We start from the raw sequence: 13,993 nt of genomic DNA, 5'->3' as shown, positions 1-13,993 counted from the left end.
CGTTTCATCTTCTCAATCCCCGAAGAAAAAGAAACTTTAGCGAGGGCAGGCAGGTCTCCTGACTCGTGTATCCTCCTACTCTGAGACCTTCCCATGCTCTTAGCACAGTGGAATCTCTCATTTCGTCCACACTTACAGTTGCGGGGACAGTTCTGGGTTCTCACCAGATTCCCTTTCAAGCCTTGAATAGGCACCTTGCAACTCGCTCATTTATCAATATGTAGTGTTTTTGACATTTAAATTCTATATATCTTGTGTATATCGTAAAATAATTCATAATGTAAATCAAGTCTTGATGTTTTCTGGAATTCGTAGTATTTACAGCCTTCATTCTTTTACAAACTACCGTCTTTCACATATAATGGGAAAAACTGATGGTAAGGGAGGTCGTTGAATGTGCTTTATAGGCCCAGAAAACCTATGATGGAAGAAGATCTTACTCCGGAGGAACAAGAATACTTAAATAGCATTCCAAAGCAAAATCACCTTGGCATTCTGGCAATGTTTTTCGGAGGCCTCGGATTTGCATTTGGCTCCTTTTATATCTCAATCCCTATTGCGGCATTTCTATATAGCATCATTACATTTCGAACATTTGACCGGAGAAAACATGATAACCCCTGGCCATTCTTTGTTGGCATTACGTTAAGCATGATCGGAATCATCCTTTATCTTGTTCAATATACCCCTACGCTTAGTTGACAAAGAAAAACGCTTAGAATGTTCTAAGCGTTTTTGTATGCTTTCGGCACTTTATAAATGGAATTGATCCACTTCTTCCTGGAGAGCTTGTGTCGCTTCGCTCAATTCTGTAGCAGAAGAAGCCACCATACCAATCGCCTTCTGTTGTTCATCCACAGAAGAGTTCACTTGCTCTGTTGAAGCAGCTGTCTCTTCAGTGATGGCTGTTACACTCTCAACTGCATTATAGAGCGTGTCTTTCGATTGAATAAGTTCATCCATATCTTTAGAAACACCATGAATCGACTTCGTTATGCTCTCGACAGATTCTTGAATGTAGTAAAACGCATCATTTGTATTCGTTACGGCCATATTCTGATCCTCCACTACTTGAGTAGCCTGATCCATTGATTCATTCGCCTGCTGTGTCTGCTGAACAATCATAGAAATCGTCGCACGTACTTCCTGAGTAGCCTCTGAGCTCTGCTCGGCAAGCTTCCTGACTTCTTCAGCTACGACAGCAAATCCTTTCCCGTGTTCTCCTGCACGAGCCGCTTCAATCGATGCATTTAATGCAAGAAGATTGGTTTGCTCAGATATAGCGCTAATACTACCCAGAACAGACTCAATCTCTTTAACATGATTCGTAAGATCTCCCATAACGACTTGAACGCCTGAAATGAGTTCATTCGTTTGTTTTGATTTCTCTTGAAGGACCTCTACACTTTTCACACCTTTTCCATTGGCTTCCTGGGCACCATTAGAACTTTCGAGTATGAAAGCACTTTGGTTGTAAACCGTCTGAATTTGCTCCATTAACTGATTCGTCATATGAAGCGTGCTCTCCAAATCAGAAGCCTGTTGCCCAGCACCACCGGAGATTTCAGAGACCGCTTTAGAGATTTCCTCTCCTGAGGCATTCGTCTCTTCTGACACAGCACTCAAGTTCTGGGAAGTCGCATTAATCGTAGCGGCTGACTGGTGAACAGCTCCAATTAAGGAGCGCAAGTTGTCGACCATTTGATTAATCCCATTTCCTAACTGACCAATTTCATCTTTGCGGTTAAAGACAATTGTTTCTCCAGCTAAATTTCCTTTTGCCACTTCTTCAACTTGACTTGTTAATTGTTTTAGCGGCTTCGCCAAGTGAGCAGAGAGAAGAACGATGATAACGCCTCCGATCAGTAAAGAAATCCCTAATGTAACGAGAAGAATATACAGCAATTGATCTGAAGCTTCATTAAAATCTTTCTCATAAGTAGAGGCGGCAACGACCCACCCCCAATCAGGTTCAAGCTGATTGTATGTAATCTTATCCCCAACCTTGTCGCTATTAGGGAATTCCCAACTATAAGTCGTGAACCCGCCCCCATTTTGAGCGACATCGATTTGCTCTTGGACGAGCAGATTCCCATCTTCATCCTCAGCATCCCACACATTCTCTCCTTCTAATGAGGGATGAGCAATCTCGTCTCCTTCAGGACTATAAACCATAAAGTAGCCGTTCTCCCCAAGATCAACCGGACTTTCAATGGCACGTGCCCCATCCTTTTGTTTCTCCCCAATCAGCAACTCTTTCATTTTCTCTTTGGCTGCTGATTCACTTAAATCTCCTGACTCCACGCCTTCCTGCAGGGCATTCATGGTCTGAATGGCCATTTCCACCCCATTTTTCAAGGTCGTCTTTCCTAACTCATTCATGCTTTCTTTGGAATCAACGTATCCTACTATGCCAATAATCAAACTCGGAATGCAAAGCAACAATAAGGTGACCCCTACCAACTTAGCTCGTATGGACTTTCTCATCTCAATTTCTCCCCTGTAATCTATTTTTACTATCTCTATTTGCAATAATAGTAATATCGGTATAGATCACCCTTAAGTGAAGTAAAGCACTAAATTTTATGATGTAAATATGTTAATGAAGCATAGAAAAACCCATTCTCATTGAGAACAGGTTTGATATTGTCTATTTCCTCTTCTTCTTTAACCAATCTAAACCCAACATAACGACAATTAAAAGCGCAAAACCACCCGTTATAAACTTAATCACCGCACTATCCTGATACAGATAAATCGCGATGTAGCCCCACACAAAAACGAGCGGGAATAGATAATCTTTCTGCAGAAAATGAAAAGCTAGAGCAATAAGCCCCCCGGCCGTCAGCATAATAACAGCCCAGCCTAGCTCCCCAATGGAAAGAATCTCTTCTATCCCATTCCCCTTAATAGCAACAAAGGCCGAAACGATTGTCGCAATGGACGTCCACCCTAAATAGATGGAAAAAGGGATCCGGTACAACGGAGATGATAAACCTAACCCCTGGATAATCGTATACACCACACAAAGTGTCAGAAGGGATAAAGCAATAAACAAAACCGATGGCGTGGTCCCTACCACAACTGATGTCCCCGATAAGATCATACTAATCGGAAACCATAAACCGATCCCCTTTACAACCCTGTCTAACTCCTCATCAGCAAAAAACGATTTAACGATAAACCATAAGAGCAATACGTAAATCAGAATCCAAATGGAAAACGCATACGGTGCCGGCATCACATAAACCTCTTCCGTCATCCCGCCCATGAAATCCGCAATGAAAACAGATGCCACAATCAAATACACAAAACTAGCCAGGTTAAACAACTTAAGCACAATTGCATTCATGATGACCCTCTCCCTCTTAGTAAGATGCACAAAATGGACAACTAGTACATTGTATGTATGGAAGGAGTGGAGCATCCATGTTTTCTCTCCATAAAGATAGAAAAAGGATGACTCCTATGGTTAGGAGTCATCCTTTTTGTTATCCTGACACAGGTCGCTCTTGCGCTGCCTCTGGAAAGATTGATTTAGATTGAGGAATATTTGCATCTTTTTCATACGCTTGTTGTAGTCTTTGAGTGACAGGGCCAGGGTTACCCGATCCTACTGTCACATCATCCACTTTCACAACGGGCATGATCTCAGCCGTACTGCTTGAAATAAACAACTCATCTGCCTCTGCAATATCTTCTAAGCTAAAGGCTGCCTGAATAAACGGAAAGCCAAGCTGTCTTGATAAGGCTTCTACTCTCATGCGTACACACCCGTGTAAAATATTCTCCGTAGCCGGGTGCGTATAGACAATCCCATCTTTTACGAGATACACGTTTGAAGAACTACCTTCTGTAACCTTTTTATTTCGATGCAGAATCGCTTCAAATGCACCTTTTTCAGTCGCTTCTTGCTTAGCCAAGACGTTAGGTAGTAGATTTAAACTTTTAATATAGCAATAATCCCAGCGCACGTCCGGCTGCGTAATGGTAGAAACCCCTTCTTGCAGCGCCTCCATTTTTCTTGGCAGATCCTGAACATACGCATATAAATTCGCTGGTACATCTTTTGGAAAAGCATGATCACGTGGAGCCGAGCCTCGTGTTAGTTGTAAATATACTTTCGCATCACCATCGACACTATTCTTCTCAAGCAATTCATTTAATTTCTCATATGTCTCTTCTTTCGAGAAAGGCATTTTAATCTTAATCGCCTCTGCTGAACGGAACAATCGCTCTACGTGCTCTTTAATTAAGTAATACTGACCACTGTATATCCGAATGACTTCATAAACTCCATCCCCAAACTGCAGACCTCTTTCTTCAAAGGGATAACGAAGCTCATCTTGATTCACAAATCCCTGATCCGTTAACATGTATGGCTTTATACTCATCTTGAACCACCTCATCTCGTTAAGTTGCGTATCTAACGGGACATGACGAAACCGACCTGTCCCTCTAATAAATTTCCGGTTCGATATAGTGTATCAAATTGTCGCAACATTGTGTATAGTTATGCTTTAATTGTTAGGCTTCTGTAATGTTTGAATGCTTATGAATTTTAGGGGCTAGAAAAGTGGCGAAGGGAGAGGGGGGGGGCGTTTGAGGAGGCGCTCTGATCTTGAGTTGCTTTCTCGCTAACTCGAGCCGTTATTTCACAACTTGAGCCGTTAAGCTTAAGCTTGAGCCGCTGCTCTGCATCTTGAGCCGGCGTCCTCAACCTGCGTCACTTTCTACCTCACTTAAGCCATTAAACCTCTACTTAAGTCACTCTCCCCCCACTTGGGCCATTTTCTCTTAACACGAGCCGTTATTTTAACCTACTGAGCCGTTATTTCATTTTTATGAGCCATTTCCTGTTGCTCTTGAGCCGTTAAGCATCAGCTTGAGCCACTGCCCTGCATCTTGAGCCGTCGTCCTCAACCTGAGTCACTTTCTACCTGACTTAAGCCATTAAACCTCTACTTAAGTCACTCTCCCCCCACTTAGGCCATTATCTCTTAACTCGAGCCGTTATTTTAACCTCTTGAGCCGTTATTTCATTTTTTTGAGCCATTCTCTGTTTCTCTTCAGCCGTTAAGCTTAAGCTTGAGCCGCTGCCCTGCATCTTGAGCCGTCCTCCCTCTTCTTGGGCCGTCGCCCCGCTCCACCGCCTCTTGATCCACACCACCCCCACCAAAAAAACCACGAAGCCGAAGCTTCGTGGTTCCTTCACTTATAAAATGTTAATTCACTTTCCCATATTGAAGCTCATTCACAATCCGGGTCTTATTCTTATGAATGGACAGTTTCAATGTAGGCGCGAGGGTTCCACCGAAATGGTCATATTGGAAGTCAACCGGTTGGGCTCCAACTTCTTTTAAGCTTACATCTCCTAGGTCTATATAGTTAACGAAGCTAATGACATTTCCATTCGGAAGAACGATCCAAGAATAAGCTTGGAACGGGTTGTCTTCTGGATTAGCGACCACAAGACCACTCCCGTTTAACGGTTGGTAGTCTCCATATAAGGAATCTGCTGTAAAGCCATATAATCCATCTGGTCCTTCAATACCGGGAGTGAAGGTAAACTTATGACTATCCACAAACAGATAATATTGATTTCCCTTCATCACAAAGTGAGGGCGCTCTAACTGTTGGTTCACACAGTCCGCTTCAAGGACAGGAGGCATGATCTCCCAACTTGTGTAGTCCTCGCTGTCTAATTTCGCCAAACCAACATTTCCATTATAATCGGATGCTACCTCAGAGACTTCAGTTGAGGACTGATACTCTTTATCTCCTATGTTACGGGGCTGACATGTTTGGTCGCTCGCATCTCCTGCAGAATTCCCTTCAAAGGTAATGTATTCTTCTCCTGTTTTAGGGTCCTCAAAGTACCATGGGTCACGGAACGAGTACAAGATACCTCCTTCAGACTGCTCTTCTGTCTGATAATACTCCCCTTGAGGTTCTAAAATAATATCATGGGACCAATCAGAGAACGAGATGCCCTTTTTCGATACGTTCATTTTACCGTTTGCAAGAGCTAAACGCTGTTCATACGTTAACCCTTCTTCACCTTTACGACCTGTGGCTGTGTAGAATAAGTGAATGTTTCCGTTCTCAACCATCGCTGAACCAGCCCATTGCCTGGATCCATATGCTTCTGCTGGGTCAAAGGCTTCACCACCCATTTCCCAGTCCTTGCCATTTTTTGAGTAGAAATAACGGATTGTAGCAATATCATGCCTCTTACCAGGAAGCACGTCATCAGGGGCCGTTAATGCAAAGATCACTTTGTACCCATTCACTTTAGCAACCGAACCATCTTTATTTCTCAGCGGCCATGTGTCCCATACCCAATGGTTCGGCGCCATTTGTTCAATTTCTTCCTTCTCAATCAGCGGCGCCGTATTGCTCGCGTCACGTTCAATCTGACTTGCCTCTTGATGAGACCAAGTTGCAGGACTTTCACTCTTTGGTTCTGCATGTAACATCGTTGCCGGAAGCACACTTGTTATAGCCAAAACCGAAGCCATCAACACCTTTTTCACATTTTTCAACTCCTCTTCTTTAATAAAAGGACAGGTACGCTTTTATGCATGAAAGCACTACCGTGTACCTGTCCCCCTTTACTGCTTCACATCACCAAAATCTGTGCGATAGAAGAAATTATTTAATTTTAGGGAATTTGGATTCGTTAACGATTTTGGTTTCGTCTTTATGAACAGAGAGTTTAAGTGTTGGAGCTAGTGTGCCGCCAAATTTCTGTTCTCCGTCTTCAGTTTTATACTTGTTCACAAAGCTTGATACTTCACCATGCGGAAGAACAACCCAAGAGTATGCTTGTAATGGATCATTCTCTGGGTTTGCAATTACAAGACCAGAGTCGTTTAATGGCTCATAATCTCCGTGGAGTGATTTGCTTGTGAAACCATACAAGCCATCTGGACCAGATACTTGTGGAGCAAAGGTAAACTTATGGGTAATTGTGAATAGGTAATATTGGTTCCCTTTCACCATAAAGTGCGGGCGCTCTAACTGTTGGTTCACACAATCCGCTTCTAAGATCGGCTCTTGTAAATTCCAATCAGAAAGGTCCTCGCCTTTCTTAGCAATACCTACTGCACCGTTATAAAGCGCTGCATCTTCTGGCGCATCATGTTTCTTTTGGAAGGATTTACTTCCGATGTTTTCTGGTTGACACGTCTGTTCTGAGGCCGTACCAGCGGAGTTTCCTTCAAATACTAAGTATTCTTCACCTGACTTTGGATCTTGGAAGAACCAAGGGTCACGGAAGGAATAAATAATCCCTTTTCCTTCAGACTGTTCCAAAGTTTGATAGTGTTCACCGTCTGCTTCAAGTAAGATTTCGTGGTCTCCATTACTTGTCAGTTCAACACCATCTTTATCTGCTTCAATATCAGCGGTTACTCGTGCTAATCGCTGCTCATATGTTTTCGTTTCGTTCGATTTACGACCTGTTGCTGTGTAGAATAAATTAACCTTACCATCATCCATCATAGCTGAACCGGCCCACTGACGAGATCCGAGCGCTTCTTCAGGGTCATAAGCAAGGCCGCCTAGCTCCCAGCTCTTACCGTCTTTGGAGTAGAAATAACGAATTTTCGCAATACCATGACGTTCGCTTGGTGTCACGCCTTCCTTCTCGGCTGTTAAGGAAAAGATCACCTTATACCCATTTACACGTGCCACACTTCCATCGCGATTACGCAGTGGCCATGTATCCCATACATAAAGATCTGGCGCAATATCCTGAATTTCCTCTTCAGAGATTTGAGGCGCCGTGTTGTCCTTTGTACGCTCAATTTTGTCTGCCTGTTCCCAGGACCACAAGGACGTATCTTCGTCCACCTCAGCCTGGACCGTAGTAGATAATGAGCCCGCTACCAATGTTGCAGTAAGGGCGGTGGTCACCACTGCTTTACGTTTCAAGATTGATAAAAAGTTCTTCATTTCTCTCCTCCTTAAAAATTTTGATATGAGGATTCCCTCACACTCTCTCACTTACCTTTTCTTCCACAGCCAGAAACTGATCGTATTACCTCATTTATGCAGTGGTAAATAGTTCATGATGATTATCCTTTTTCTCCCTCAAACTCGTTATTGAGAAGCGTTTTTTTATTAGTAAATTTTCAAACCTAAGTCTTTCTGTTCAATGAATACACAAGTTTATACACACAACAAAAAACACCCCATCGCTAAGGACAGAGTGTGTACCATCTATCGAACTCCAAAAGACGCTAACCAAAACTGCAACACTTCTGGATTCCCATCAATTACGGTTATGGCCTGGGCCCCCATTTGTTTCCACCCTTTCTCAAAAGAAGAGCGGAGCAAGCGCCGGTTCTGTTCGCCTGTTAAAGGGTCATTTACGTATATATATAACTCATCATAACCCGTAATAACGACGGAATGCTCACGGTATGTTACTCGAATAGACCCACTTGAGGTATGCCACGTCACCCACTGTTTAGGTGGAAGGGTATTAAAATGGGAATTCTGAATGACCCATACCGGGTTTCCTTCCGCTACTTCATGAAGGATTTGATCAAACGATTCTCCTGTTAAATCAATGGCTCGGTCCCCCACGTAAGAAACCGCCAGTTCATGGATCGGTTTATGATAAACTCCTAAGCCTGGGTTTTTGTACGAGTACATATCTCCCACGAATCCCTCATTTGGGTCACCAAAGTAGACCTTCCCGCCTTTTACTTCATAAGGGGTAGGGTTCTTTTTTACTTCTTTTGCAAGGTCCATTTTCGTTACACGTATCCCTTTAGCCTGAAGGAGCATCGCAAGACTCGTCACTTCGCATCCCCTAGGGAGTTCCGGCATCTGCCTGATAACTGGGATATTCATTCGATAGGCATCAGGAATCGCTTTGGTTGCATTAGATGGAGATGCCCCCTTCACATTCCCCATCTGAGACATGCAAGAGATGAACAGACCGATAAAAACCAATATGAACAATTTCTTCATTCTTTCACCTTCTTCAAGAATCAAAGGTTATTGTGACCGATTTTGAACCAAAATATGAAGAAGGAAATCACGCAAGAGGGAGATAAGGCGATGCGAAAAAAGAAACATTACCTGGACCAGTTCTACACCGTCGACAAAGAAACCGGCGATTTTCTTATTGAAATTAAGCTGAAAGAATACGATGATATCTTTAATAACTGGGATTCCTCTTTATACAACGTCAGAGACCTCGATAGCAGTCTGAAGTCCTTTATCTCAGACTGTTCACAGGACATCGATTTAAACCGAAACGTGGGGCTTCGTTTCCATTTATCTAAGGAAGAGCCTGATCACGAGAAAGAAGAAACGATTCTTGAGGGCATTCATAATTATTACGAATACTTACTCTTTGTCGAGCAAAAACAGCTCGCCTCTAAGCGGCGTCAGGCCTTTTTGTTTATCCTGATTTCAAGCTTATTTATACTCGGTTCCTTTTATTTAAGAAACGCAACAGGCCTTGCTTTGTTTCAGCATTTCCTTCTTGAAAGCATAACGGTTGGGAGCTGGATTTTTATGTGGGAGGCCTTCTATATGTTATTTATCAATAGTCGAGATGAACTGAGAAAACAGAAAGAATACAAGCGATTAGTGAGGGCCCCGGTTTTTTATTCATATAAGTAAAATGGAATTTTTTGTTATACTAAAAGCGTAGGATTGGAGGGAATAGGATGCGGTTTATTTTGTATTACGGGCCTTCGGTGATGATTTTTATTGGGTTACAAGTCTTTAGTAGCGTCCCTCTCACCTTTTGGCTTTTTTATAGTTGGTTATGTCTCGTTCCGTTGATTGATGGACTGATCATACAACGAAAGACATGGCGTGAAACGCTTAACTGGATTTGCTTCCATAAGCCGCACCACTCCATAAAGCTCGGCCTCATTAGTGGCGTAATCGCTTTTGTTTCCATCTTAGGCGGCGTGGCCGTTCTTCATGATTTGATTATTAATAAAGAGAAAGCGATACCGCTTCTAGAAGAGTGGGGAATTACAGGAAAGGGTATTATCATAATGGTCCTCGTCCTTGTTATCATCAACCCTATACTTGAGGAAACGTATTGGCGTGGGTATATGCATACGAAGATTGTGGAGCGAAAAGGGCTTCGACGAGCTATTTTCATTACGGCGTTTTTCTATTCTCTTTACCATCTCCTTTCTCTCGTACCGATCTTTGAATGGCCTGTAAACGTACTCTTTGTCATCCCTGTTTTCGTCGCAGGGTTATTCTGGGGTTGGATGAGGCACAAGTACAACACAATGATCGGAACCATGGTCAGCCACTCGCTGGCTGATATAGGAATTGTTTGCGTCTATTTCTTCTTCATTCGATAAAAAAGGAGTGAGCGTATGACTCAAATAAAGTCTGTGGAACTTCCAAGGAAAGATAGGAAAAATGAGTTTCCTTTTACCCTCCCTTTCATTCAGTCATTTGACCACCTCACGTTCAGCAAACCCATCACCATTCTTGTTGGGGAGAACGGAACAGGTAAATCCACCTTCTTAGAAGCGCTGGCGACAAATGCAGGAAGTATTCTAATTGGTGGGGAATCCATTGATTACGAACCTTCCCTTGATCCTGTCAGGCCATTAGGAGATGCGTTAAACGTTACGTGGAAAGTCCGAACGAAGAAAGGCCTCTTCTTCCGTGCAGAAGACTTCATTTCATTTACCACGCGAATAGCAGAAGCAAGAGAAGAGTCACAAGAAAAGCTTCGTGATATTAAAGAAAAAGACCCTCATTCTTTAGAAGCTCTTCCTTACGCCCGTACTGTCCATGAGCTTAAACAGTTGTACGGAGATGGCCTAGAGGTTCGGTCCCACGGAGAAAGCTTTCTCGACCTCTTTCAAGCCAGGTTCAAACCAGGTGGTGTCTACATATTAGATGAGCCAGAGGCCCCGCTGTCACCATTAAAACAACTATCCCTGATCTCAATGATTAAAGACATGGTGAAAAAAGATGCCCAATTTATCATCGCCACCCATTCACCGATCCTCATGGCCCTGCCTGACGCTGACATCTATCAAATTGAAGAAGGTAGTCTCAAAAAGATCGCATTTGAGGATAGTGAGCATGTTAAATTAACCAAAGACTTTCTCGAGCAACCAGAACGTTACCTGCGCCATTTGTAATTATATAAAAAAAGGCTACCACGCTCTTTAACGGGGTAGCCTTCTTTAGTTTCTAGTCTTATTTATTCGGTAAACCAAAACTGATCTTGGACTGGAGTGGCTCTCGTTCTTTCATCTTCGGAACAACAGCAGGATAACCGATGTGGAGGAGTCCTACTAATTCTTCGTTCTCCCCTACACCCAGAAGATCGATCATTTCTTGATCCTTCATGAATCCAGGTGTTTTCCAAACAACGCCAATTCCTTTCTCCCACAGAAGTAAGGAGAAGTTCTGAATTAAACTTGAGACAGCTCCGAAGTCATCCCGGTAAACTTTTTCTTTCTCGTCGACATTGATCACAACAGCCAGCATATGGGACGGTGCATCTTCTGCAATAGGCTCCTTTTCCGGAACGGGTTTTCCTTTCTTAAGAGCCTTTTTACTCTTAATCAGATGTTGCAACGGAACCTGATCCTGACGATCCAATAAGACGAAACGCCATGGCTGTGTCATTTTATGATTTGGTGCGTAAAGGGCTAATTGCAATAACTCTTCTATTGTAGAAACCTCTACTTCCTCTTTCGTAAAAGAGCGAACAGACCTTCTAGTTGTAATGGCTTCTCTTAGTTCCATAGTAACCTCTCCCTAGCTTAATTGAAAAACGTTCTCATCTATCCTTTATTATACACGCTTCTCGTTCCAGGTCAATGATAACCGTTATCAATTATAAACTAGTTCGATCCTTTCTCATCTATAGGCTGCAGTTTAAACCCATATGTAACAGTCCCATCTCCAAATTCAGCAATCACCTCATACGTTATAGCAGTTCCCTGTTCCGGAACGTTCAGTGGAAGCTCTACTGGGACAGATTCCCCGCTCGTTTTTCGTTCGTTCACTTCAAATGAGGTCGGCTCTTGGCTAAACTGAAACTCGACAGGGGCTTTCTCCTGTACCCTTTCGCCCGTCTGCTCTCTTAGCAATTCTTCAGGCGGCGCGCCAGAAGCATCCACGCCCTTTCCTTCCGCACTCCAGCTATAACTCCCTCTTACAGCACGGATCTCTTTCTCCTCAACCTCAACAGTTAAACGGGGCGGTTCGAGGTCAGGGGTAGATGTTCCACTTGATTGTCCTTCTTCATTTCGATCAGCACATCCAACGAGCCCGGCCATCAATAAACATGCTAGTAAAAAGATCAGTTCTTTCACCTTTCCTCCCCTCCTTTCTTTCCTCATCAGTCGTATTATTCAGTTAAAAGTTTCAAAGCATTAGGCGAATGCCGTAACAATCACAGCGATTCCATTAAAGGTTCCATGAATGATCATAGATGGAACAACCGATCCAGACTTCTCATACGCCCAAGCAAACAAGAGCCCACCAATAAAAGTGACAGGAAGAGTGTTATAAGTAGGAATATGGACAAGCATAAAGATAACTGAACTCAAGACAAGACCTGCTCCCACTCCCCATTTCAATCGAAACCACTTGTACAGAAACCCTCTGTAAAAGATTTCTTCATAAACGGGCGAAATGACAGCAGCAGATAAAAACCCCGTCAGAAAGGTAAGCCAGGTGACATTCTCTTTCAGTGATTCAGACTTCTTATTAGCTACTCCCACTTGAAAAAAGTCCATTAAAATAAGTAAAAGAATACTAGCTATGATATAAACAATGGTCCACATCACGATCCATTTCCAATAGTTCACCGAGAACCTTCGAACCCCTACGTCCCTCCACTGATATCCAAATGGACGTAAAGCTATATAATAAACGCCTCCCAAAAATACAATGGCCATAACCAAACCGGTCAGCGTACCAGCATAGAGCTCATTCCCAAACCATTGATAGAGCGCACTTTTCAATACCCCCTCAATGAATATAGGCACCATAACAAACGTAAGGACCAATGCTTGGATCAGTTCACGATACGTCCACTTTACAGGTTCACGAAAGAATTCGTTCAATTCATACCCCTCCATTTTATGTATATGTTACTTTTAATGGTAGAGGGTTACGTTACGTAACGTGCAAGCACTTTTTTTAGGAGGAATGAATTTATGGAGTATTTTTCAACGGGAGAGGTGAGCAAGAAACTGAACGTCTCTCTTCGCACCCTTCGCTATTACGATCAAATTGACCTGGTCCCACCGACACGTAAAGAAGATAACGGAAAACGTTATTACACAAAAGAGGATATCGTCGAGCTTGAGAAGGTTCTCCTTTTAAGAACAGCTTCGATATCGCTTAGTGATATTCAGAACATTCTTCAACACATGACGATCAAGAAAACCCTTGCCATACATCACAAGCAACTTCAATCAGAGATCGAGCACCTTCAGCAATCCCTTCAATTTACCAATGAGCTGTGGAACACTTTAGAATTAGAAGGAGAAGTCCAATGGAATCATCTGCTCCCCCTCTTCTCCAAAGAACATCAAGCCATGCAAGAAGAACAAAAAAAAGAATGGATGGACCAATTATTCACCGAGGAAGAACAAGACTCCCTCAATGACCAACTCCCTAAAATGAATAGCGACTCTCCTGACACAACAAAGTGGATCAATCTCATCAAACGAATCGAGATCTGCCTGGATGAGCAGAAATCCCCTCAATCCAAATCAGGCCAATTAATCGCACAGGATACCTTGCTCCTCTCAGAAGAAACATTTAATGGAGATGAGCAGTTAGCCCATAAATTCTTTGAAGCCCGTAAATCCCAAACCATCTCCTCTTCCCTAAACTTGTACCCTGTTCACCCGGACGTTCTATCCTTTCTTGAAGCCGCTATCACCTATTATGAAACGAATAGCCAGTGACTCTTCCTACCAAAAACCACGCAAAAGCACAGGCTTTTGCGTGGTTCCTT

Annotated in this window: 14 protein-coding genes and 1 riboswitch; of the genes, 5 read left to right on the top strand and 9 right to left on the bottom strand. The window is 43.0% G+C overall.

All coding sequences use genetic code 11. The features are described 5' to 3' along the window. Positions 1-31 precede the first annotated feature (31 nt). A riboswitch (cobalamin riboswitch) is annotated at positions 32-213 on the bottom strand. 207 nt (positions 214-420) lie between these two features. Next, positions 421-702 (top strand): cell division protein FtsK, encoded by a 282-nt coding sequence (locus QNI29_RS04090; protein ID WP_231418611.1) that lies wholly within the window; start codon positions 421-423, stop codon positions 700-702. A gap of 51 nt (positions 703-753) precedes the next feature. Here QNI29_RS04090 and QNI29_RS04085 read toward each other — a convergent pair whose 3' ends face one another. The 6 genes from QNI29_RS04085 to QNI29_RS04060 form a co-directional block, all read right to left on the bottom strand. Then, positions 754-2,487 (bottom strand): methyl-accepting chemotaxis protein, encoded by a 1,734-nt coding sequence (locus QNI29_RS04085; RefSeq protein ID WP_231418610.1) that lies wholly within the window; start codon positions 2,485-2,487, stop codon positions 754-756. Positions 2,488-2,650: 163 nt separating this feature from the next. After that, positions 2,651-3,352, bottom strand: coding sequence for a TspO-related membrane protein (locus QNI29_RS04080; protein WP_231418609.1), 702 nt, complete (start codon positions 3,350-3,352; stop codon positions 2,651-2,653). Between the two features lie 139 nt (positions 3,353-3,491). Next, positions 3,492-4,394 (bottom strand): D-amino-acid transaminase, encoded by a 903-nt coding sequence (gene dat / locus QNI29_RS04075; protein ID WP_231418608.1) that lies wholly within the window; start codon positions 4,392-4,394, stop codon positions 3,492-3,494. Between the two features lie 831 nt (positions 4,395-5,225). After that, positions 5,226-6,536, bottom strand: coding sequence for a glycoside hydrolase family 68 protein (locus QNI29_RS04070; protein ID WP_231418607.1), 1,311 nt, complete (start codon positions 6,534-6,536; stop codon positions 5,226-5,228). Between the two features lie 118 nt (positions 6,537-6,654). Then, positions 6,655-7,959, bottom strand: coding sequence for a glycoside hydrolase family 68 protein (locus tag QNI29_RS04065; RefSeq protein WP_231418606.1), 1,305 nt, complete (start codon positions 7,957-7,959; stop codon positions 6,655-6,657). A 267-nt stretch (positions 7,960-8,226) separates the two neighbouring features. Next, on the bottom strand, positions 8,227-8,985 hold the full coding sequence (locus tag QNI29_RS04060; RefSeq protein WP_231418605.1) for a C39 family peptidase: 759 nt from the start codon (positions 8,983-8,985) through the stop codon (positions 8,227-8,229). Between the two features lie 54 nt (positions 8,986-9,039). Between QNI29_RS04060 and QNI29_RS04055 the strand changes: the two genes are divergently transcribed. The 3 genes from QNI29_RS04055 to QNI29_RS04045 are packed head-to-tail and all read left to right on the top strand — an operon-like array spanning position 9,040 to position 11,150. Next, positions 9,040-9,645 carry a hypothetical protein gene (locus QNI29_RS04055; RefSeq protein ID WP_231418604.1) on the top strand — a complete coding sequence of 202 codons (606 nt, stop codon included), beginning with the start codon at positions 9,040-9,042 and terminating at the stop codon, positions 9,643-9,645. 47 nt (positions 9,646-9,692) lie between these two features. Continuing rightward, entirely contained in the window at positions 9,693-10,352 is a 660-nt protein-coding gene (locus QNI29_RS04050) for a CPBP family intramembrane glutamic endopeptidase (RefSeq protein WP_231418603.1), read from the top strand. Positions 10,353-10,367: 15 nt separating this feature from the next. Further along, a complete protein-coding gene (locus tag QNI29_RS04045; RefSeq protein ID WP_231418602.1) occupies positions 10,368-11,150 on the top strand; it encodes an AAA family ATPase in 783 nt (260 codons plus the stop codon). 58 nt (positions 11,151-11,208) lie between these two features. Here QNI29_RS04045 and QNI29_RS04040 read toward each other — a convergent pair whose 3' ends face one another. The 3 genes from QNI29_RS04040 to QNI29_RS04030 form a co-directional block, all read right to left on the bottom strand. Further along, on the bottom strand, positions 11,209-11,763 hold the full coding sequence (locus QNI29_RS04040) for a nitroreductase family protein (protein WP_231418601.1): 555 nt from the start codon (positions 11,761-11,763) through the stop codon (positions 11,209-11,211). Between the two features lie 98 nt (positions 11,764-11,861). Further along, on the bottom strand, positions 11,862-12,335 hold the full coding sequence (locus QNI29_RS04035; protein ID WP_231418600.1) for a hypothetical protein: 474 nt from the start codon (positions 12,333-12,335) through the stop codon (positions 11,862-11,864). Between the two features lie 60 nt (positions 12,336-12,395). Then, entirely contained in the window at positions 12,396-13,091 is a 696-nt protein-coding gene (locus QNI29_RS04030) for a CPBP family intramembrane glutamic endopeptidase (RefSeq protein WP_231418599.1), read from the bottom strand. 93 nt (positions 13,092-13,184) lie between these two features. Here QNI29_RS04030 and QNI29_RS04025 point away from each other — a divergent pair, with 93 nt between their 5' ends. Beyond that, positions 13,185-13,943, top strand: coding sequence for a MerR family transcriptional regulator (locus QNI29_RS04025; protein WP_231418598.1), 759 nt, complete (start codon positions 13,185-13,187; stop codon positions 13,941-13,943). The last annotated feature ends 50 nt before the right edge of the window (positions 13,944-13,993 follow it).

Source organism: Pontibacillus chungwhensis, from assembly GCF_030166655.1.
Taxonomy (GTDB): domain Bacteria; phylum Bacillota; class Bacilli; order Bacillales; family BH030062; genus Pontibacillus.
This window is presented reverse-complemented; position numbering and strand designations above follow the sequence as displayed.